This is a genomic window from Chloroflexota bacterium (genome assembly GCA_015478725.1).
Classification (GTDB): Bacteria; Chloroflexota; Limnocylindria; order Limnocylindrales; family CSP1-4; genus C-114.
In genome coordinates this window covers 62,336-83,189 of the sequence record JADMIG010000011.1, presented here as the reverse complement: position 1 = coordinate 83,189, position 20,854 = coordinate 62,336, and the positions used below count along the sequence as shown (strand labels likewise).

Sequence of the window (20,854 nt, the reverse complement as noted above, 5' to 3'; positions counted from 1 at the left end):
CGAGCGCCCGGGAGCGGCCGAGCGCCCGGGAGCGGCCGAGCGCCCGGGAGCGGCCGAGCGCCCGGGAGCGGCCAAGGTACGGGACCGGTGATCGGGTCGCGGGAACGCTCGGATCGCGGTCCCGCCGTCGGATGGCGATCGGCATGACGTCGCCGCTCGCGCCTTCCATCGGCGCCGATCTCGCGCCTGAGGTCCGTGACGCCCTCGCCGGGCTGCTCCTCGCGCTGGCCGACGACGAATTCGTCCTCGGGTTCGCCGACTCCGAGTGGACCGGCATCGCGCCGATCCTCGAGGAGGACGTCGCCCTCAGCTCGATCGCCCAGGACGAGCTCGGCCACGCCGCGGCGCTCTATGCGCTCCTCGGACGGCTGACCGATCGCGACCCCGATGCGATCGCCTACGATCGATCGCCGGCGGAGTATCGTCACGCCCGGCTCCTCGACCATCCGCGGGGCGACTGGGCGGCGACGATCGCTCGACGCTGGCTGTACGACACGGCTGACGGGATCCGGATCGGATCGCTCGCCGGATCTTCGTGGCAGCCGCTCGCCGAGCTCGCCGCGCTCATCGCCCGCGAGGAGCGATACCACCGACTTCATGTCGGAACGTGGCTCGAGCGGCTCGCCGCGGCCGGCGGCGAGGCACGCGCCCGGCTGCTCGCGGCCTGGGAGGATCTCGGGCCGGACGCCGCCACCGTCCTCGCGCCGCTCCCCGGTGAGGCGTCGCTCGTCGAGGCGGGCATCCTTCCGCTGCCGTCGGCGGAGCTCGATCGGCGATGGCGCGAAGCGATCGCCCCGGTGCTCGCTCGCGCCCGGCTCCCGGTGCCGCCGCGGCCGCGGGCCGCCGAGCCGGTCCGCAGCGACCATTCCGACGCCTTCCGCCGGCTTCACGCCGAATTCACCGCAGTCCGCCGCATCGATCCGGCCGCGACGTGGTGACCGGCCGCGACGTGGTGACCGCGTTCGAGGTGGTCTCGACCCCGACGGAGGTCACCACGTCCGAGGTCCTCGCGGCGCTCGCGGCGATCCCCGATCCCGAGCTGCCGGCCATCGGACTCGTGGACCTCGGGGTCGTCCGATCCGTGGAGGTCGCGCCGGATCGGATCGTGGTCGAGCTCATCCCGACCTTCCTCGGCTGTCCGGCCCTCGAACTCATGTGCGCCGCTGTCCGCGATCGGCTCGCCACGCTCGCCCCGGACCGCACGATCGACGTCCGCGTGAGCCACGCCGGACCGTGGTCGAGCGATCGGATCAGCTCGACGGGCCGCGCGGCGCTCCGCCGGAGCGGCATCGGACCGCCCCTCCCGGCGTCGACCCCGATCGAGGTCGACGTCCCGGCCCCGTGCCCGTACTGTGGCTCCTCGAGGACGGTCCTCGAGAACGCGTTCGGCCCGACCCTCTGCCGCCAGATCCGCTACTGCACCGCGTGTCGTCAGCCGTTCGAGCAGGTCAAGGTGCTCTGATCGCCCGCCCTGCGATCGTCCGTTGTGTGAGCATCGACGCCTGGTCTCGGCCTCGACGCCTGGAGTAGGATGGCCGTCGCCGACGAGCCCGGCGGCGTCCGCGCCAGGACAGACGCCGCACCCTCGTCTGAGGGAGGCATCCGATGATCAGTCCAGTCCGTCGAGCCCGCGTCGCGGTCGTGCCGCTCGCCGCGGCGTTCCTCTTCGCCGCGTGCGGGAGCTCTGCGACTCCAGCGCCGACGGCCTCCATCGGGCCAACCGTCGCGCCGTCCGCGGCAGCCCCCGCCTCGCAGGCACCCGTGTCGGTGGCCCCGTCACAGGCGGCAGGCGGCGGTGGGGCCATCCCGTCCGGACTCATCAATCAAGCCCCGGACCTCGAGGCGATGCTGCCGTCCTCGGCATGCGGGGCGCCGGTCATGAAGCAGAGCTACGCCGGGAACACGAGCGCCGCGGCGTCCGCGAACCCGATGATCGGGGCGTTCGGCGCCCTCGCCGGCGGCGGCGGCGCGGTATCGATCGCCCTCGCCGAGTCGACCACGCCCTCCACGTGCTCGGTGTCGTTCTTCGCCTACCGTGTCCAGGGCGTGAACGCGACGATGTTCTCGACGGTCCTCGCGGCGATGGCGGCCGGCGGCTCGCAGGTCTCGCTCGGCGGAAAGACCGTCACCAAGCTCGCGGAGAGCAGCGGGGCGGTGTACTTCTACGTCAAGGGCGACATCCTGTTCGGCGTCAGCGGCGCGACGGATGCCGAGGCCGGCCAGGCGATCTCCGCCCTGCCGTAGGAGGAGCGCGCTCGATGATCCGCGATCGGCACCGGGCGCTCCGGGATCCGTGGATCATCGAGGCGGTCCGGAGTCCCATCGGCCGCTACGGCGGCGCCCTCGCCGCCGTCCGGCCGGATGACCTCGCCGCGATCGTCATCCGTGCCGTGGTCGACCGCTCGGGGATCGATCCGAGCCGCATCGAGGACGTCATCCTCGGTTGCGCGAACCAGGCAGGCGAGGACAACCGCGACGTCGCCCGGATGGCATCGCTCCTCGCCGGGTTGCCCGTCGAGGTGGCTGGGCTGACAGTCAATCGGCTCTGCGGGAGCGGGCTCCAGGCGATCAACTCGGCTGCCCACGCGATCGCGGTGGGCGACGGCGACGTCTTCATCGGCGGCGGCGTCGAATCGATGACCAGGGCTCCGTATGTCATGGCCAAGGCGGACGCGGCGTGGGATCGAGGCCCGCGCGAGCTCCAGGACACGACCCTCGGCTGGCGGTTCGTCAATCCCGCGCTCGCGGCCCTCCACCACCCGTATTCGATGGGCGAGACCGGCGAGAACGTCGCCGAGCGGTGGACCGTCGATCGGGCGCGTCAGGATGCGTTCGCTCTCGAGAGCCATCGGCGCGCCGTCGCGGCCATGGAGGCAGGCCGGTTCGCCGGCCAGATCGTGCCGATCACGGTGCCGCAACGACGCGGCGAGCCGATCGTCGTGGATCGCGACGAGCACCCGCGGACGGACACGTCCGCCGAGGCGCTGGCGAAGCTCCGGCCGGCGTTTCGGGACGGAGGGTCGGTCACTGCCGGCAACAGCTCCGGCATCAACGACGGGGCATCCGCCGTGCTCCTCGCCGAGGCCGGCGCCGCGAGGGAGCTCGGCCTCCGTCCGATGGCGCGAGTCGTCGCGACGGCCGTGGCCGGCGTCGATCCGGCAGTGATGGGGATCGGTCCCGTTCCGGCGACCCGGAAGGCGCTCGCCCGCGCCGGGCTCGAGGTCGGCGATCTGGACCTCGTCGAGATCAACGAGGCCTTCGCGTCCCAGTCGGTCGCGTGCATGGATGAACTCGGATTCGACCCCGCGAAAGTCAACGTCAACGGCGGGGCGATCGCGCTCGGGCACCCCCTCGGGATGAGCGGCGCGCGCCTCATCACGATGCTCGTCCACGAGCTTCGCCGGACGGGCGGTCGCTATGGTCTCGCGACGATGTGCATCGGCGTGGGGCAGGGGATCGCGACCGTGGTCGAACGCCTCGAGTAGCGGCCCTGCCGCCCGTCGGAGGCCCTGCCGTCCGTCGGAGGCCCTGCCGCGCGTCGGAGGCCCTGCCGCGCGTCGGGGCCTCTCATCCGCTCATCCCCGGAACGTTCGTGTCGCGCGGCGGTGCCTGGAGGGCCGGATCGCGCTCATGCGTTCCCTGGATGAGCGCACGACACGTGACGAGGGCCGCCAGTCGCTCCAACGTTCCTCCGATGAGCGCACGAGATTCCCACGACGCTGGCGGCCGGAACGGTCGCGGACACCGCGGCTCGGCGGTCGTTGGTGGCTCCGGGCGCTCCACGCACCTGCCCGTCGGGAGCTGCGTCCCGGGTGGCGCAAGCGTCGGTGCTTGTCGAAACTTCTTGACGTGCGTACGATGGGCGGAACGCGGACGCATCGGCGCCCCAGTACCCAGCGCGACCCGCCTCCGAAGGAGGACCCACCACGATGCTCGAAGCCCAGACGACCCCCCTCAGCCTCACCGACGCGGCGGCCACGAAGCTCCGCGAACTGACGGCCGAGGAGGCGAACCCGAACGTCGGGCTTCGCGTCTACGTGTACTCCGGCGGATGCTCGGGCTTCCGCTACGGGATGATGATCGAGGACAGCCCCGCCGAGGACGACAAGCTCCTCGAGGCGAACGGCGTCAGGGTCTACGTGGACGGCAAGAGCATCGATCTTCTCAAGGGCGCGCAGATCGACTATGTCGACACGCTCATGGGCGCCGGCTTCACGGTGAACAATCCGAATGCGGTCGCCGCGTGCGGCTGCGGATCGAGCTTCCGCACCGCGGATGACGCGGGCACTGCGCGGTCCTGCTCGCACTGATCTCTCCGACCCCCCCCGCGGCGCCGTGAGGCGCCTCCGACCATCGCACATCCCGAGCCGCCGGTTCCGCCGACCGGCGGCTCTCCCTTGTCGGCGGCCGCGCCGGGGGGCCGAAATAGGGACGTTCCGGGCGGCCGCGCCGACCCGCCGAACCCGCGACGTTCCGGGCGGCCGCGCCGATGCCCTATTGACAGTCTGAGATAGATTATCTAGGTGCCATTGAAGGTCAGCGCGACACAGACCGAACTCCCGGCCTCTGACGATCGTCAGCAGATCGTCGAGGAGCTGCTGGCCGAGCTCACGATCGTGTCGAACCCGCGCGAGCAGATGACGGCGTTCAAGAGCTGGCTTCGCGGCTCGCTCAGTCTCATCCACCTCCATGCACTCGCGGTGCTCGAGGCGGAGGGTCCTCTGTCGATGAGCCGACTCGCTGTCTTCCTCGATGTCTCGGTCGCGAGCACCACCGGGATCGTCGATCGGATGGAGCAGCGCGGCCTGGTCGAGCGGCGGCACGGAGACGACGACCGCCGGATCGTCGTCGTCCACCCGACGCATGCCGGGGCCGCGGTCTTCCTCGACCTCGCGGCGCAGCGACGGGCCCGCCTGGCGGCCGTCCTCGAGCATCTGAGCGACGAGGAGCTGCGCGGCTTCCTCGTCGGGATCCGGGCCATGCATCGAGCCCGCATCGCCGCCGGCCACGCGGCTCCGGCTGCGGACGATCCCGCGGCTTCGGACGGGGACGTACCTGCAGGCCCCCCTGCATCGGGGGCCGCCAGGCCGTGATCGCGCTCCTTCGCACCTACCTCCGACCTTACATCGCGCCGCTCGCGCTCGTCATGGGCCTGCTCCTCATCGGCGCGCTCGGCAACCTCTACCTTCCCGATCTCAACGCCGACATCATCAACAACGGCATCGCCAAGGGCGACAACGGGCACATCCTGCGGGTCGGCGCGCTCATGCTCGGCGTCACCGCCGTCCTCGCCGCCGCCGCGCTCCTCGCGGTCTACTGGGGTGCGCGCGTGGCGATGGGCTTTGGCCGCGACGTCCGGAGCGCGATCTTCATGAAGGTCCAGACCTTCTCGCAGGTGGAGGTCAATCACTTCGGGCCCGCCTCGCTCATCACCCGCAACACGAACGACGTCCTGCAGGTCCAGACCGTCGTCTTCATGGCCCTGACGGTGATGATCTCCGCCCCGATCCTCATCGTCGGCGGCATCTTCATGGCGCTCCGGACGGATGTCCCGCTGTCCGGGCTCCTCGTCGTGGTGCTGCCGCTCATGGCGGCAGTGATCGGGCTCGTCATGAGCCGGGCGATCCCGCTCTTCCGGGCGATGCAGGTGAAGATCGACCGGATCAACCAGGTGATGCGCGAGACGCTCTCGGGCGTGCGGGTCATCCGGGCCTTCGTGCGCACGGGCCACGAAGAACACCGATTCGACGTCGCGAGCCGCGATCTCTTCGACACGACCGTCCGGGTCAACCGCCTGTTCGCGGTGACGATCCCGACGATGACCGCGATCCTCAACCTCTCGACGGTCGCGGTCATGTGGTTCGGAGCCTTCCGGGTCAGTGACGGCGCGATGCCGATCGGCAATCTCACGGCCTTCCTCCAGTACCTCACCCAGATCCTCTTCGCCGTCCTGACCGCGGTCTTCATGTTCATCCTCATCCCGCGGGGCGCGGTGTCGGCCGGCCGGATCGTGGAGGTCCTCGACACCGTCCCGACGATCCGGGATCCGGAGTCTCCCGCCACCCTCGGCCCGCCCGACAGCCGGGGCATGGTCGAGTTCCGCGATGTCGAATTCCGCTATCCGGGCGCCGAGCAGCCAGTCCTGCGGGGGATCACGTTCACCGCCCGCCCGGGCGAGACCACGGCGATCGTCGGCAGCACCGGCAGCGGCAAGTCCACCCTCGTCAACCTCATCCCGCGCTTCTACGACGCGACGGCGGGAGCCGTCCTCGTCGATGGCATCGAGGTGCGAGCGATGGCCCGCGACGACCTGTGGTCGAGGATCGGGGTCATCCCCCAGAAAGCGTTCCTCTTCAGTGGGACGGTCGCGAGCAACCTCCGCTTCGGCGACGAGGCCGCCACGGACGAGGAGCTGTGGCGCGCCCTCGAGATCGCGCAGGGTCGCGACTTCGTCGAGGCGATGGAGGATCAGCTCGAAGCGCCGATCACCCAGGGCGGCGCGAACGTCTCGGGTGGCCAGCGACAGCGCCTCTCGATCGCCCGGGCGCTCGTGAAGCGGGCCGGCATCTTCGTCTTCGACGACAGTTTCTCGGCCCTCGATTTCAGCACCGACGCTCGACTCCGGGTCGCCCTCGCCCGCGACCTCGGCTGGGCGACGGTCATCATCGTGGCCCAGCGGGTGGGGACGATCATGAACGCCGACCGGATCGTCGTCATGGACGCGGGCCGGATCGTCGGGATCGGGACGCACCGCGAGCTCCTCGAGGACAACGAGACATACCGCGAGATCGTCTTCTCGCAGCTGTCCGAGGCGGAGGCGGTCGCATGAGCGGCAGGCCGGGCGCCGGCGGTCCAGCGGCGAGTGGACCCGGCATGGGCGGTCGACCGGGCGGCGGTCCGCGCGGCCCGATGATGGGCATGGGGATGGGGCTGCCGCCGGCGAAGTCGCGCGATTTCCGGGGTTCGCTGCGGCGGCTCGTGGGCCACCTGCGACCGGAAGCGCCGCTCATCGCCCTCGTCATCGCCCTCGCGGTCGTCAGCGTGACGTTCGCGATCTTCGGCCCGCGGATCCTCGGCCAGGCGACGAACCTGATCTTCGAGGGTGCGCTCGGCTCGCGACTCCCGGCCGGCGAGAGCCAGGCGCAGGTGGTCGCCGGTTTCCGGGCCCAGGGTCAGGGTCAGCTGGCGGACATGCTCGCGAGCATGCATCTGACCCCTGGGGTCGGCATCGATTTCGGCGCCCTCGGGAGTCTCCTCCTGCTCCTCATCGGCATCTATGTCGTGAGCTCGATCTTCAGCTGGATGCAGGGGTACATCATGGCCGGCGTCACGCAGCGAAGCATCTACCGACTCCGCCGCGACGTGGACCTCAAGCTCGGGCGGCTGCCGCTCCGCTACTTCGATGGCCACTCGCGGGGCGACCTCCTCAGCCGGGTCACGAACGACATCGACAACATCGGGCAGTCCGTCCAGCAGAGCCTCACCCAGCTCATCACGTCGCTCCTCACGATCGTCGGGGTCCTCATCATGATGCTGACGATCAGCCCGATCCTCGCGGTCGTGTCGCTCCTCGCGGTGCCGCTGTCGCTCGGCGTGACGGTCCTCGTGGTCGGCCGTTCACAGCGCCAGTTCGTCGCCCAGTGGACCTCCACGGGCGCCCTCAACGGCCACGTCGAGGAGATGCACACGGGGCATTCGATCGTCAAGGTCTTCGGTCGCCAGCGGGAGGCGATCGACCACTTCGACGAGGAGAACGAGCGGCTCTACCAGGCCAGCTATCGAGCGCAGTTCATCTCCGGGATCATCCAGCCGGCGATGAGCCTCATCTCGAACCTCAACTACGTCGCGATCGCCGTCATCGGCGGCCTTCGCGTGGCGTCCGGCCAGATGTCGCTCGGCGACGTCGTCGCGTTCATCCAGTACTCCCGCCAGTTCACCTTCCCGATCATCCAGACGGCGAGCATCGTCAACGTCCTGCAGTCCGCGGTCGCCTCCGCCGAGCGGGTCTTCGAGCTCCTCGATGAAGCGGAGGAGATCCCCGATCCGGTGGATGCGCGCGTCCTCGGCCGCGCGGAGGGGGCGGTCGCGTTCGAGGGCGTCTCGTTCCGCTACGAACCGGAGCAGCCGCTCATCGACGATCTCGCTCTCACGGTGGAGGCGGGACGAACCGTCGCGATCGTCGGCCCGACGGGCGCGGGGAAGACGACCCTCGTCAACCTCCTCATGCGGTTCTACGAGCTCGACGGCGGAGGGATCGCGGTCGACGGGATCGATACGCGCGACCTCACCCGCGACGATCTCCGGGAGTCGTTCGGCATGGTCCTCCAGGACACCTGGCTGTTCCACGGAACGATCCGGGAGAACATCGCCTATGGGCGGCTCGACGCGACCGAGGAGGAGATCCTCGCCGCGGCGGATGCGGCGCACGTCGACCATTTCGTGCGGACGCTCCAGGACGGGTACGACACCGTCATCGACGACGATGCATCCAACGTCTCGGCCGGCGAGAAGCAGCTCCTCACGATCGCCCGGGCGTTCCTCGCCGATCCGCCGATCCTCATCCTCGACGAGGCGACGAGCTCCGTCGACACCCGCACGGAGGTCCTCATCCAGCGGGCGATGGCGCGCCTCATGCGCGGCCGGACGACGTTCGTCATCGCCCACCGCCTCTCGACGATCCGCGACGCCCACACGATCCTCGTCATGGATCACGGCCACATCGTCGAGCAGGGGGACCACGAGAGCCTGCTCGCCCGGCGCGGCTTCTACTTCGACCTGTACAACAGCCAGTTCGCGGAGGCGCTCGCCGAGGCGAGCTGAGCGCTTCGCGGCCGGTCGCGGCGACGCGCTCAGCCGTCGCTGTAGCGCTCCTCCTGCCAGGGGTCGGCGTCGTTGTTGTAGCCGTACCGCTCCCAGAAGCCGAGGATGTCGTGGTCGAGGAACTCGAGGCCGCGGATCCACTTCGCGCTCTTCCAGAAATACCGCTTCGGGACGAGCAACCGGAGCGGCCAGCCGTGCTCGAGCTCGAGCTCGGCACCGTCGAAGGTGTCGGCGAGGAGGACATCGTCATCGTCGAGCACCGCGATCGGGAGGTTCGCGGTGTAGCCCTGCTCGGAATGGGCGAGGACGTGGGTGGCCGCAGGCCGGACACCGGCGAGGCGGAGGATCTCCTGGATCGGGACGCCCTCCCAGGTCGTGTCCAGCTTCGACCAGCGGGTCACGCAGTGGATGTCCGTGCCGACGGTCTTCCGGGGGAGCGCCCTGAACTGCTCCCAGGTGAGGGTGAACGGCGAGTCCACCTCGCCCCAGACCTTGAGATCCCAGTGGGCGAGGTCCGTCTTCGGCACTGACCCGTAGTGGAGGACCGGGAACTTCGTGGTCCGGTACTGGCCGGGCGGGATCCGTTCCGCCATGGCCGGGTCCTGCTCCCGGCCGCCGAACAGTCGCTCGAACATCTCGTCCTCCCTCTCCGCGCGGGACCATCGTCCCACAGAAGCCGTCCCGCATGACGCGCTACCCTTCGTCGGTGCGCGTCGTCATCGTCATGCCCGCCTACAACGCCGCCCGAACGCTCGAGCGGACATACGCGGACATCCCCCATCCGCTCGTCGACCGGATCATCCTCGTGGACGACGTCTCCGGGGACGAGACGGTCGAGGTCGCCCGTCAGCTCGGCCTCGACGTCATCATCCACCAGCAGAACCGGGGGTACGGCGGCAACCAGAAGACGTGCTACGACGCCGCTCTCGAGGCGGGTGCCGACGTGGTCGTCATGCTCCACCCGGACTACCAGTACGACGCGACACGGATCCCGGCACTCATCGCCCCGATCGTCGACGGGTCGCGCGACCTCATGCTCGGCAGCCGCTTCCTCGGCGATCCGCTCGCCGGTGGGATGCCTCGCTGGAAGTACCTGAGCAACCGCTTCCTCACCGGCGTGGAGAACGCGGCCTTCGGGCTCCGGCTCTCCGAGTATCACACGGGGCTTCGGGCGTACAGCCGGCGGGTCCTGGAGACGATCCCCTACCACCTCAACAGCGACGACTTCGTCTTCGACCAGGAGCTCATCGCGCAGGTGGTCGCCGCGGGACTCGGGGGTCGGATCGGGGAGATCGGCGTGCCGACGCGGTATTTCGAGGAGGCGAGCTCGGTGGGCTTCAGCCGCAGCGTCGTGTACGGCCTCTCGACGCTCCGCGTCGTCGCCCGCTATCTCCTCCATCGGCTGCGCCTCCGCCGATCTCCGAAGCTCAGCGCCCGGAAGCGGAACCCGTGAGCTCGCCGAAGGCTAGCGTCAGCCAGCCGCCGGCCGTGAAGCGCGGTGCCGATTGACGAGAGGCGGCGTCCTCCGAGCCCTGGTCGGGATCCTCATCTCCGTCGTCACGCTCGTCGTCATCCTTCGCGGCGTGGACCTGGGGCAGGTCGCGGACATCCTCCGCTCGGCGACGCCAGGCTGGCTCGCGGTGATGGTCGCGGGCATCGCCGTCGATCTCGTGACGCGCGGCGTGCGCTGGGGGCGGCTGCTCGAGCCGGTCCGTCATGTCCCGTACCGCCGGATGGTGGAGTACCTCCTCATCGGCTACCTCGCGAACAACGTCCTGCCGGCGCGTCTCGGCGAGCTCGTCCGCTGCCACTACCTCGGGGATCGGGAGGGCGTGAGCCGGACGACGGCACTCGGCACGGTCGTGGTCGAGCGCGTCGTCGACACCGCGGTCGTCGTCTCGATCGCGGCGCTCGCCATCGTCGTCCTCCAGGTCCGCGGGCTCGTCGCGAACGCCGTCCTGCTCGGACTCGCCGTCACGGCGCTCCTCGTTGTCGGACTCGCCGTCCTCGTGGTCGCCCACCGCCTGCCGGGCGTGGAACGAGTCGTCGCGCTCGTGGACCGCTGGCCGCGGGTCGCGGACCTCGGGCGCAAGCTGCACGACGGACTGGCCGTCGCGAGCCGGCCGCGGACACTCGTCGAGGCGCTCGTGCTCAGCGCCTTCGCCTGGACGGCGACGGTCATCGCGTTCGCCGCCGCGGGTCAGGCGCTCGGCGTGCAGCTGACGACCGCGCAGGCCGCGCTGCTCGCGTCCGGGGTGGCGCTCGCGACGGCGATCCCGTCAGGGCCGGGCAACCTCGGGACGTTCGACCTGGCGGCGGTGGCCATCGCCTCGACCTTCGGGCTGGATCGGGAGAAGGCGGTCGCGCTCGCGATCCTCAGCCACGCCGCCGTGCTCCTCGTCACGTCCATCGGTGGAGGGGCGGCGCTCCTGAAGGTCGGATGGGGAGGGCGTCGAACCGGCGATCCGACGCTCAGCCCCGAGCCACGAGCGGCTTCACCTGACCGATGAATCGTTCGAGCGTCTCCGTGTCGTAGGGCGCGAGCTGTTCGGAGATGATGGTCCGGAAGCCGAGCTCCGCATAGGGGGCCAGACGCTCCGCGATCTGCTCGGGCGTCCCGTTCCAGAACGTCACGTCGTCGGCGACCTCGGCCAGCGGCGTCCGGTTGTGCTCGAGGGCCGACTTCCATACGCGCTCCGCCTCCGCCACCGAATCGCGGATCGTGAGCTTGACGCCGAGCGTGAACTCGATCTCGGCCGGGTCGCGACCCACGTCATCGCAATGGCGCCGCAGGACGTCCGCCTTGTGCGCCATCTCCTCGACCGTGCCCATCGCGTTCCACATGTCAGCGTACCTGGCGACCGTGCGGAGCGTCTTCTTCTCGCCGCTGCCGCCGATCATGATCGGCAGTCGCCGCTGGACGGGGAGCGGCAGCTGGTGGGCGCCGGTCATCGCATAGTGGCCACCCGGAGTCGAGGTGACGACCTCGCCGTCGAGGAGCCGGCGGATGAGGCCGACCGATTCGTCGAGCCAGTCGAGCCGCTGGCCGAAGCCCGAGCCGAATTCGATGCCATGCGCCGTGTGCTCTGTCTCGAACCAGGCGCCGCCGACGCCGAGGATCGCCCGGCCGCCGCTGATATGGTCGAGCGTCGTCGCGTTCTTCGCCTGGATCCCGGGGTTCCGGAAGGTGTTCGCGCCGACGAGGAGGCCGAGCCGCGTGCGCTCCGTCGCCATCGCCCATGCGTCGAGGACGGCCCACCCCTCGAAGATCGGCTGGTCCCAGTCACCGAAGATCGCGTTGATGTGGTCCCACGTCCAGAGGTGGTCGTAGCCGAGGGCGTCGACGCGGCGGGCGCCGTCGAGCATCTCCCGCCACGTCGCCCCCTGGCTCCAGAGCAGGATGCCGAGCTTCAGATCCGTCATGCGTTCCTCCATGTCGTCAGGCGTCGTCGAGTTCGCGGGCGATCGCCCGGCTGATGAATCGTGCCGCCTCGGCGCTCTTGCCGCCGAGCTTCTGGCCGTCGTCCTGCTCGAGCGCGACCGCGAGATCGGCGAGCATCCGGTCGAGGACCGGCGTCCGAACGAGCGCGTCGGCGGCGAACGCCTGCTCGAGCAGGGTCACGGCGCGCCGGGTCACCTCGACCGTGTGGCCCTTCTCCTCGAGCGTGGCCCGCACGGCCGCCCGAGCGGCGTCGGCTGGGGGCCCCGAACTGCTCACCGAACCGCCACGGCCGCGGCACCCCGCATCACCGCGCCCGCCGTCATCGGTCGTCCGTGCCCGTGGCGCGTCCGACATCCGTGAGCCGCCCGGCCGCCGTCGCGGCGCGCCATTCGGGCTCGAGGATGCTCATCGAGACCTCGTCCCAATAGCGACCGTCGCGGAGGATGGCGTCCCGCGCCCGTCCCTCGACGGCGAAGCCGACCTTCCGGTAGGAGCGGATCGCCCGTTCGTTGAAGGCGAACACGGTGAGCGCGATGCGGTGCAGCCCGAGATGCCCGAACGCGTGGGCGAGCATGAGCCGGGTCGCCTCCGTGCCGTACCCGCGACCCCAGCAATCCTTCTCGCCGATCGTGATGTGGTACATCGCCGAGCCGTTGTCCCCGTCGAGCTGGCTGAATGCGCACGATCCGATGAGTCGACCCGAGTCCCGGATGTGGACCGCGAGCGCGAGGGCGTCCGCTCCGACGACCCGCGCCGCGAAGAACCGGTCGATCTCGTCCGGGCGCATCGGCCCGTCCTGGTAGCGGGTGAGTCGGGCGACGTCCGGGTCCCCGTACCAGCGCCGGAAGGCGGCGAGATTCGCGGGCGTGTGGCGGCGGAGGACCACCGTCCGTCCGGTCAGTGCTTCCGGGAACCACGACTGGAGGGGCATCGGGAGCGACGGTATACCATCCGCGCCATGCGCCGCTGGAGCGAGGTCGCGGAGCGGGTCGCCGCCACGACGCGAACATCGGAGAAGGTCCGACTCCTCGCTGACGAGCTGCGAACGCTCGCCCCGGATGCGCTCCCGGTGGCCGCCCGATTCTGGACCGGGCGGCCGTTCCCGGAGGCGGATGGTCGCTCGCTCGGCCTGGGCTGGGTCGCATTGGCCGCGGCCGTGACCCGCGTCGCCGGCATCTCCGACGAGGCGCTCCGCGCTGCCTACGACCGCCACTCCGACCTCGGACGAGCGGTCGCGGACGTCCTTGCCGAACGGCCCGAACCAGCGGCCCCGTCGGCTTCGCCGGCCCTGACGGAGGTCGCCGCCGCGTTCGATGCGATCGGGGCCGCGACCGGCGCGGCCGCCAAGGCCGAGATCTTCGAGGCGCTCCTCCGCCGCTGCGATCCACTCACCGCGGCCTACGTCGTCAAGGTCCTGACCGGCGAGCTGCGGATCGGCCTCCGGGAAGGGTTGCTCGAGGCGGCGATCGCGGCGGCCTTCGAGCGGCCGCTCGCCGACGTGAAACGAGCGAGCCAGCTCGTCGGCGACATCGGGGCGACCGCGTCCCTCGCCCACGACGACCGCCTCGGCGACGCCGCTCCCAGCCTGTTCCATCCCATCAAGCCGATGCTCGCGTCGCCGGCAGAGGACGCCGCCGAGATCGTCGGCCGCCTGGGACCGACGGTCTGGGTGGAGGACAAGTACGACGGGATCCGGGCGCAGCTCCATCGATCCGGCGCGGAAGTCCGGCTCTACAGCCGCGACCTTAACGACGTGAGCGACGGATACCCGGAGGTCGTCGCGAGCGCCCGTGACCTTCCGTGGAGCGGCATCCTCGACGGGGAGCTCCTCGCCTGGCGCGACGGCATCGTGCTCCCGTTCCTCGCGCTCCAGTCGCGTCTCGGCCGGAAGCGGCCGACCGCCCGGATCCTCGCCGAGGTGCCGGTCATCTTCGTCGCCTGGGACGCGCTCGTCCTCGACGACGGTGGCAGGGACGGCGGCGGCGGGCTCGCGTCCCTGCTCGACCTGCCGCTCACCGAACGGCGACGCCGGCTCGAGGCGCTCGAGATGCCGCTCGCTGCCGACGGCGGGGCGTTCGCCCTCTCCCATCTCATGACGGTCGATTCGGTCGACGGTCTCGAGGCCGAATTCGCCGCCGCACGCGCCCGCCGGAACGAGGGCCTCATGGTCAAGGATCCATCGAGTCGCTACACACCGGGCCGTCGCGGGCTCGGCTGGCTGAAAATGAAGAAGGCGCTGGCCACGATCGACTGTGTCGTCATCGGCGTGGAGGTCGGCCACGGAAAGCGTCACGGCGTCCTGTCGGACTACACGTTCGCCGTCCGCGACGAGACGCACGATCGGCTCGTGACGATCGGCAAGGCCTACAGCGGCCTCACGGACGCGGAAATCGCCGAGATGACGGCGTGGTTCGAGGCCCACACGATCGCGCTCTTCGGGCGATACCGCCAGGTGGAGCCCACCGTGGTGGTGGAGGTCGCCTTCGATGTCATCATGCGGTCGGCCCGCCACGCGTCGGGATTCGCGCTCCGCTTCCCGCGGATCGCCCGGCTCCGGACGGACAAGCCGGCGAATGAGGTCGACACGCTGGCGACGGTGGAGCGGCTGTTCGAGGGGCTCCAGCAGGGCCCGGAACATCTCGTGACGGCTTCGGCGCGGCGCTGAGCCGAGCGGGCCGGCCTGCGCCTGCCGCCTGGCCGGCCTGCGCCTGCCGCCTGGCCGGCCTGCGCCTGCGCCGCGATGACGGCGTATCCTTCCGGCCATGTTCGACCAGGTCCCCGATCAGCCGATCGCGGTCACCCTGTACACCGATTCGCACATCGTCCGCGGTAGCGTCCGCACCCGACACCGCCGCTTCCTCGACATCCTCAACCGCGTCGACGAGAAGTTCATCGTCCTGTCCGACGTCTCGATGGACGAGTGGGGCAGCCGCGGGACGCCGATGACGGCGCCGTTCGCCCAGGTGAACCTGGGCGCGGTCCTCTTCGCGGTCGTCGACACGCCCGTCGAGCCCACACCCGAGCTGCGGACGGTCAAGGTGGTCGAGCAGGCCTACATCTCCGTGCCGCCCTTCAAGATCGTCGGTCGGATCCATCTCCTGCCGGAGCGCGATCTCCGCCTCGCGCTCGAGGAGCTCACCGGTGGGTTCGTCCCGGTGACGGAGGCCTCGTTCTGGTCGGACACCGTCGGCGAGGCGAAGCAATCGGCCCTCATGGTGGCCTTCAACCACTCTCGGGCGCAGATCCTCGCCCCGCACCGCGAGGTGGATCCGTGGGCCGGCCTGGACCGCTCGGCCGGCGCCGTGCCGCGACCGGGTCCCGCCCGTCCGGGTTCACCGTCGCGTCCCGCGTGAACTGACCGCAGCGTCCCGGCCGCGGACGCCTCAGCGGTCGACCGGAAGATCGAGTCGATCGCCCCATTCGGCCCAGCCGCCATCGTAGACCGCGATGTCGTCGTGGCCGAGGAGGGAGAGGACGAAGGCGAGCTTCGTGGCCGCGATCCCGGAACCGTCGTAGCAGACCATCCGCCGACCGCGGGTGACGTTCGCCCGGAGGAGCTGCGCGCGCAGCTGGTCGCCCGAGCGGAAGCGCTGCGTCCCGGGCTCGGTCATCCCGGCGACCGGCACGTTGACCGCCCCCGGGATGTGACCGAGCCGCCGCGCGTTGCCCTCGAACCCCCGGTATTCGGCGGGAGCCCGTGCGTCGAGGACATGGACGTCCGGTGAACCGAGCAGGCCGCGGACGTCCGTGGTCGTCAGGCGCAGCCGCATCACCGAACGTGGCGTGAAGACCGCCGCATCGGGCTCGGGGGCGGCATTCGAGACCGGTCGCCCGTCGACGTTCCACGCCCCGTAACCGCCGTCGAGGATCCGAACGGACTCGAAGCCGTAGACCCGCAGGCTCCACCACGTCCGGGTCGCGAACAGCGAGGCGGTGTCGTCGTAGAGGACGATCGTCGTCCCATTGCCGATCCCGAGCCGGCCGAGCACGCTCGCGACCTGGTCCGGCCCGGCGAGGAGGAACAGGCCGGCCTGTTCCGTGTCGACGAGCTCGTTCGCCCAGTCGATGTGGACCGCTCCCGGGATATGACCGGCGAGGTACGCTGCCCGGCCCGTGCCGTCCGGCCGCCAGCGGACGTCCACGAGGCGGACGTCGGGACGATGGAGGTTCTCGGCGACCCACGCGGGGGAGGCGAGGAGCTCGGGTCGGGCGAAGCCGTTCATGGGGCGAATGCGTTCATCGTCGGTATCATACGGAGCCGTGGTCTTCCCCTTCCTGCCGGACGCCGAGAAGCTCGCGGCGATCCGCGAGGCGCTGCCGGCGACCGGCGCCGGGATCTACCTCAACGCCGGCTCGCTCGGGCCCATGCCGCGGGAGACGGCGAAGGCGATGGCCGAGCTCGCCGAGTACGAGCTCACCGTGGGCCGCGCGGCACCCGACTACATGACGGAGGGCCCCGAACGGATGGCTGAGGCGCGCGCGGCCGTGGCCGCGATCCTCTCGAGCGACGTCGGGACGGTCGCCCTCACCCATTCGACGACGGACGCGATGAACATCGCCGCCTGGGGCCTGGACTGGCAGGTGGGCGACCGGGCCGTCACCACGAACGCCGAGCACTGGGGTGGCTTCGGTCCGCTCGTCGCGCTCCGCGACCGGCTCGGCGTGGAGCTCGACCTCATCGATGTGGGTGACGGCGGCGACGCCGACGCGATCGTCGCGGCGTTCGAGCGGGCGATCGGCCCGCGGACCCGCCTCGTCTCGCTGTCCCACGTCCTGTGGACGACCGGCGCGATCATGCCGATCCGGGCGATCGCGGAGATCGCCCGCGCGCGGGGCGCGCTCGTCCTCGTCGACGGCGCCCAGGCCGTGGGGGTCCTCCCCGTCGTCGCCGATGAGCTCGGTGCGGACGCCTACGCCGTCCCGGCCCAGAAGTGGCTGCTCGGGCCGGAGGGGATGGGGGCGCTGTGGGTCGCGCCGTCCGCGCTCGACCGGATCCGGCCAACGTTCGAGGGCTATTACAGCTACGAGACGCCGACCCGGATGCCGCCGTACCGGCGCTTCGACGACGCTCGACGCCTCGAGTCCGGCGCCTGGCACCGGCCGTCCGTCGTGGGGTTCGGACGGAGCTGCGGCTGGCTCGCGATGTACGTCGGGCTCGGCTGGGCCCACGAGCGAGCGGCCCGGCTCGCCCGCCGGACCGCCGACGCCGTCGCCGCGATCCCCGGTGTCGAACTCCTCACGCCGCGCCACGCGATGGCGAGCCTCGTCACGTTCCGCCTGCCGGCCTGGCCGGGTGCGGCCGCCCTCGATGAGCTCGGCCGGCGCTCGTTCGCCATCGCCCGCACGATCACGGGCACGGAGTGGCTTCGATTCAGCGTCGGTTTCTACAACTCGGAGGTGGAGCTCGACCGGGTCGTCGAAGTCGTCGAGCTGCTCGGCCGGCACACGCCGGAGTCCCTGCCGCCGCGGCCGACACTCACCATGCTCGGCGAGGCCTGAGATGGCGGCCGATCGGGATCCGTCCGGCGGGCAACCTCGTCGCTCGTGGCTGCAGGTTCGCTGGCGCCAGTTCCGGAACGCGCCGCGGCCCGTCGTGCGCGCGGTGACCGCGAGCCTCGGGGTGTCCATCGTCCTCGGACTCGGCTACCTGGCCTACGACGTCGCCCTGTCGCGCGGGGCGCACCTGCCAGGCGGCGATCTGCGGACGCTCGCCGTGACCGTCTTCGTCGTCGTCGTCCTGACCGCCGGCAGCGTCATCACGTATGCCGCCGTGCCGCTCCCGACGGGCGCCGGAGCGCGCGCCGTCCGGACGCCGTGGAGCGCCGCTCTCGGGTTCCTCGCCGCCGCACCGATCGCCTATCTCGTCCTCGTCATCGAGAGCCAGGTGCTCCGTCCGCTTCTCGGCTGAGTGGTGCGTCGGGTCCCTGCCCGTGGCGCGCGCCCGCACCGCCGCAAGCACGCGAGGCAGCTCATGCGTAGCCCATCCGTACCATTCCACGGTACCCTGCGCCCGATATCATCAGGCACCGAGCGCCAGGGATTCCGGCGTCGGTATCAGCGGCCAGCGAGGCATCCGTGTCCCAGGAAGAGCACCACGTCTCCCTGCCGCAGCTGCGCGGCGAGCCAGCCTACGCTCGACCGCCACGCCCGGTCGAGATCCGCGCCCATCCGTACGATCCGGACGACCTGCCGCTCGAGGTCTCCATGACCGACGGCGAGCGCGAGCAGGCGGCGGCGCTCGCCCCGCGCCCGTACCAGGGCACGGACGGACAGGGCCATGGCCCGCAGGTACCCGGGCCGCATGGATCCGGCCTTCTTCCACGCGTGTTCCGCCTCCGCTCGATCGCCGAACGCCTGGCCGGCGGCCGCGACTGACGGATCGCCGGTGCTAGCATCGGCCACGGCGGGGGAGTAGCTCAGTGGTCAGAGCAGCGGTCTTATACACCGCCTGTCGGTGGTTCGAGTCCACCCTCCCCTACCAGCATTTCACGCACGAATGAACCGATCCGCCGGCCATCGGCGACGATGCACGGTAGCAACACGGTAGCAACAGGCGTACAGTGGCGGACAAGCGCGACGGCCCCCCGGGCTAACCGGAGGCCGTCAAGGTCGCGCTCCTGACAGGGAGGACGCCACCAATGACCGAGTCTACCGCCCGACGGACCCGCCGACGATCGGCCGGCGAGGGGAGTGTCTACCGTCAGGGCACCCGCTGGCGCGGGGCTGTCACCTGGACCGAACCGGACGGCACCCGCTCCCGGCGGATCGTCTCGGCCCCCACCGCGGCCGAGGCCCGCGACAAGCTCGACGTCCTCCGCCGCGAGCTGCGGCTTGGCACGCTCGCCCCGGCCGGCCCAGCCTCCACCGTGGTCGACTTTCTCACCGCGTGGATCGAACGGGACCGCAGCCGCGTTCGGCCGTCGACATGGCGCCAGCGTGAGATGCACGTCCGCTGCTATCTCATCCCGGCACTCGGGCGGTTGGCCCTGGCCCGCCTCTCGGCGGCCGACGTGGAACGTGCCATCGGCGGCTTCATGGCGAACGGGCGACCCGCGATAGCCGAGGATCGCAAGCATGGCCAGCGGCACGCGCCCGTCTCACCGCTCACGGCTCGCCACGTCCGGGCGACGCTTCGTCGAGCCCTTGGCGATGCCGCCCGGGATGGCCTGGTTGGCCGGAACGCCGCGGCGGACGCTCGGCCGCCCTACGTCGCGCATCGGCCCGTCACCTACCTGGCAGCACCGGACGTGCGGCGACTGCTAGACGCCACCGCGGACGCCGCTCATGGCCCGCTGTACGCGCTCGCGGCGACGACCGGGCTCCGCCTCGGCGAGCTGCTCGGCTTGACCTGGCCGGACGTGGCGAATGGCACCTTGACGGTCCGCCGCTCGCTCGCCCGGGCGGCCGGTCGCGGCTGGGAGCTGGCGCAGCCGAAGTCGGCACGATCACGCCGGTCGATCCCGCTCCCGGCCACCGCCCGGGAGGCCCTTGACCGTCAACGGGTCCGGCAGGATGCTGCCCGCGTCGCCGCCGGCTCCGCCTGGCAGGACCGGGACGGATTGGTGTTCACCGATGCCGTCGGCAGGCACCTCAGCCCGGACTCCGTGTCTGTGGCGTTCGGACAGGCCCGGGACGCGGCCGGGATCCCGCGGGTCCCCTTCAGGGATCTCCGGCACTCCGCGGCGACGATGATGCTCGCCGAAGGCGTCCCGCTGGCCGTCATCAGCGAATGGCTCGGCCATGCCGGCATCGCGATCACCGCGTCGCACTACGCAGCCGTCGTGCCTGCCCTCCGGCACGAGGCTGCCGCGGCCATGGACCGGGCGCTCACGACCGTCGATCGCCCTCAGGAGATCCGGCCATGAGCGAGCAGGAGATCCGTGGGCCGTCGCCCGACGAATGGCCGCCGGAGTGGCTCGAGCAGGCGGCTCGCGAGGGGATGGAGGTGCCACCGGTGGCGTGGCGCAGCGGCGCCTTCGGCGTCGCATACATGGACGTCTGGTGGAATGTCCCCGAGTCGAGCCCGTTCGAGCGCCGGCTCGTCGCGGCGCTGGCGCCAGGACAGCGCGAGCTCCGGAGCGGGGAGGCCGTTGCCATGGCCAGGGCGTTGCTCGAGGCCCAGCGTCAACGGCCCGACCTCGCTGACGACGTCCGCCAGGGTCGGATTGCCGAGGCCTGGTCGGGTCTGGCCTGGGAACAACGGACGGACCCCCGGGCGATCCTTGCCGCGGTTACCGAGCGAGAGGTTCTCGACGAGCTGGTCGATCGGCGCTTGAGCGCCGACGCTAACGCTCCGCGGGGTCTATCCGATCAGGCCGCCGCAGGACTGGCGCCACGAAAACCCGGCCGGCCAGGGTGGACGCGGCGGCTCTTCGACGAGCGTTGGGAGTCAGCCAACCGCTTGGCGGAGGAGCCCAAGACCATTCCTCACGTGGCCGATCACTTCGGGGCGTTCGACGGGACCGTCGGGATCGATCCTGACCACTTGCGCCGCCTCGTGCGCAGGCGCCACCGCGGCGAGCTACCGGAATAAGAGAGGGGTTTCCGCCCCAGATTGCGCCCCTTCCGGGGGACGAGGTCGTCTGCCACGCT

Annotated in this window: 22 protein-coding genes and 1 tRNA gene; 18 read left to right on the top strand and 5 right to left on the bottom strand. The window is 71.0% G+C overall.

Annotation, left to right across the window (positions count from 1 at the left end; genetic code table 11):
- Window positions 1-143: 143 nt before the first annotated feature.
- From paaC to IVW53_09105, 8 genes are all read left to right on the top strand, one after another.
- Complete coding sequence (gene paaC, locus IVW53_09140; GenBank protein MBF6605728.1) at window positions 144-938, top strand: phenylacetate-CoA oxygenase subunit PaaC; 795 nt, start codon at window positions 144-146, stop codon at window positions 936-938.
- 29 nt (window positions 939-967) lie between these two features.
- A complete protein-coding gene (gene paaJ / locus IVW53_09135; protein ID MBF6605727.1) occupies window positions 968-1,462 on the top strand; it encodes a phenylacetate-CoA oxygenase subunit PaaJ in 495 nt (164 codons plus the stop codon).
- A 143-nt stretch (window positions 1,463-1,605) separates the two neighbouring features.
- Window positions 1,606-2,244 carry a hypothetical protein gene (locus tag IVW53_09130; GenBank protein MBF6605726.1) on the top strand — a complete coding sequence of 213 codons (639 nt, stop codon included), beginning with the start codon at window positions 1,606-1,608 and terminating at the stop codon, window positions 2,242-2,244.
- A gap of 14 nt (window positions 2,245-2,258) precedes the next feature.
- On the top strand, window positions 2,259-3,485 hold the full coding sequence (locus tag IVW53_09125) for an acetyl-CoA C-acyltransferase (GenBank protein MBF6605725.1): 1,227 nt from the start codon (window positions 2,259-2,261) through the stop codon (window positions 3,483-3,485).
- A 444-nt stretch (window positions 3,486-3,929) separates the two neighbouring features.
- Entirely contained in the window at window positions 3,930-4,310 is a 381-nt protein-coding gene (erpA, locus tag IVW53_09120; GenBank protein ID MBF6605724.1) for an iron-sulfur cluster insertion protein ErpA, read from the top strand.
- A gap of 213 nt (window positions 4,311-4,523) precedes the next feature.
- Window positions 4,524-5,093: a MarR family transcriptional regulator gene (locus IVW53_09115; GenBank protein ID MBF6605723.1), complete on the top strand. Its 570-nt coding sequence runs from the start codon at window positions 4,524-4,526 to the stop codon at window positions 5,091-5,093.
- Between the two features lie 53 nt (window positions 5,094-5,146).
- Window positions 5,147-6,829, top strand: a complete 1,683-nt coding sequence (locus tag IVW53_09110) for an ABC transporter ATP-binding protein (protein MBF6605722.1) — start codon at window positions 5,147-5,149, stop codon at window positions 6,827-6,829.
- A gap of 44 nt (window positions 6,830-6,873) precedes the next feature.
- The gene (locus IVW53_09105; GenBank protein MBF6605721.1) at window positions 6,874-8,820 is read left to right on the top strand and encodes an ABC transporter ATP-binding protein; all 1,947 of its coding nucleotides are present in this window, start codon (window positions 6,874-6,876) and stop codon (window positions 8,818-8,820) included.
- Between the two features lie 29 nt (window positions 8,821-8,849).
- Here IVW53_09105 and IVW53_09100 read toward each other — a convergent pair whose 3' ends face one another.
- On the bottom strand, window positions 8,850-9,455 hold the full coding sequence (locus tag IVW53_09100; protein ID MBF6605720.1) for a sulfite oxidase-like oxidoreductase: 606 nt from the start codon (window positions 9,453-9,455) through the stop codon (window positions 8,850-8,852).
- An 89-nt stretch (window positions 9,456-9,544) separates the two neighbouring features.
- Here IVW53_09100 and IVW53_09095 point away from each other — a divergent pair, with 89 nt between their 5' ends.
- Both IVW53_09095 and IVW53_09090 read left to right on the top strand, forming a co-directional pair.
- The gene (locus IVW53_09095; GenBank protein ID MBF6605719.1) at window positions 9,545-10,273 is read left to right on the top strand and encodes a glycosyltransferase family 2 protein; all 729 of its coding nucleotides are present in this window, start codon (window positions 9,545-9,547) and stop codon (window positions 10,271-10,273) included.
- Between the two features lie 52 nt (window positions 10,274-10,325).
- A complete protein-coding gene (locus IVW53_09090; protein MBF6605718.1) occupies window positions 10,326-11,330 on the top strand; it encodes a flippase-like domain-containing protein in 1,005 nt (334 codons plus the stop codon).
- On the opposite strand, the gene IVW53_09085 is transcribed toward IVW53_09090, so the two are convergent.
- The 3 genes from IVW53_09085 to IVW53_09075 are packed head-to-tail and all read right to left on the bottom strand — an operon-like array spanning window position 11,293 to window position 13,193.
- Window positions 11,293-12,243 (bottom strand): LLM class flavin-dependent oxidoreductase, encoded by a 951-nt coding sequence (locus IVW53_09085; GenBank protein MBF6605717.1) that lies wholly within the window; start codon window positions 12,241-12,243, stop codon window positions 11,293-11,295. The genes IVW53_09090 and IVW53_09085 overlap by 38 nt on opposite strands.
- A gap of 16 nt (window positions 12,244-12,259) precedes the next feature.
- Complete coding sequence (locus IVW53_09080) at window positions 12,260-12,538, bottom strand: hypothetical protein (protein ID MBF6605716.1); 279 nt, start codon at window positions 12,536-12,538, stop codon at window positions 12,260-12,262.
- A gap of 43 nt (window positions 12,539-12,581) precedes the next feature.
- Window positions 12,582-13,193 (bottom strand): GNAT family N-acetyltransferase, encoded by a 612-nt coding sequence (locus tag IVW53_09075; protein ID MBF6605715.1) that lies wholly within the window; start codon window positions 13,191-13,193, stop codon window positions 12,582-12,584.
- A gap of 27 nt (window positions 13,194-13,220) precedes the next feature.
- On the opposite strand from IVW53_09075, the gene IVW53_09070 reads away from it, so the two are divergent.
- Window positions 13,221-14,927 (top strand): ATP-dependent DNA ligase, encoded by a 1,707-nt coding sequence (locus IVW53_09070; GenBank protein MBF6605714.1) that lies wholly within the window; start codon window positions 13,221-13,223, stop codon window positions 14,925-14,927.
- Between the two features lie 97 nt (window positions 14,928-15,024).
- Entirely contained in the window at window positions 15,025-15,615 is a 591-nt protein-coding gene (locus tag IVW53_09065; protein MBF6605713.1) for a hypothetical protein, read from the top strand.
- 30 nt (window positions 15,616-15,645) lie between these two features.
- Here the strand turns inward: IVW53_09065 and IVW53_09060 are convergent, their stop codons facing one another.
- Window positions 15,646-16,485, bottom strand: a complete 840-nt coding sequence (locus IVW53_09060; GenBank protein MBF6605712.1) for a sulfurtransferase — start codon at window positions 16,483-16,485, stop codon at window positions 15,646-15,648.
- 37 nt (window positions 16,486-16,522) lie between these two features.
- Between IVW53_09060 and IVW53_09055 the strand changes: the two genes are divergently transcribed.
- The 6 genes from IVW53_09055 (at window position 16,523) to IVW53_09030 (ending at window position 20,795) form a co-directional block, all read left to right on the top strand.
- Complete coding sequence (locus IVW53_09055; GenBank protein MBF6605711.1) at window positions 16,523-17,761, top strand: aminotransferase class V-fold PLP-dependent enzyme; 1,239 nt, start codon at window positions 16,523-16,525, stop codon at window positions 17,759-17,761.
- A 1-nt stretch (window position 17,762) separates the two neighbouring features.
- The gene (locus IVW53_09050; protein ID MBF6605710.1) at window positions 17,763-18,170 is read left to right on the top strand and encodes a hypothetical protein; all 408 of its coding nucleotides are present in this window, start codon (window positions 17,763-17,765) and stop codon (window positions 18,168-18,170) included.
- A gap of 167 nt (window positions 18,171-18,337) precedes the next feature.
- Window positions 18,338-18,637, top strand: a complete 300-nt coding sequence (locus IVW53_09045; GenBank protein ID MBF6605709.1) for a hypothetical protein — start codon at window positions 18,338-18,340, stop codon at window positions 18,635-18,637.
- Window positions 18,638-18,667: 30 nt separating this feature from the next.
- Window positions 18,668-18,743, top strand: a tRNA-Ile gene (locus tag IVW53_09040).
- A gap of 157 nt (window positions 18,744-18,900) precedes the next feature.
- Window positions 18,901-20,127, top strand: a complete 1,227-nt coding sequence (locus IVW53_09035; GenBank protein MBF6605708.1) for a site-specific integrase — start codon at window positions 18,901-18,903, stop codon at window positions 20,125-20,127.
- Entirely contained in the window at window positions 20,124-20,795 is a 672-nt protein-coding gene (locus IVW53_09030) for a hypothetical protein (GenBank protein ID MBF6605707.1), read from the top strand. Before IVW53_09035 ends, IVW53_09030 begins: the two co-directional genes overlap by 4 nt.
- Window positions 20,796-20,854 lie beyond the last annotated feature (59 nt).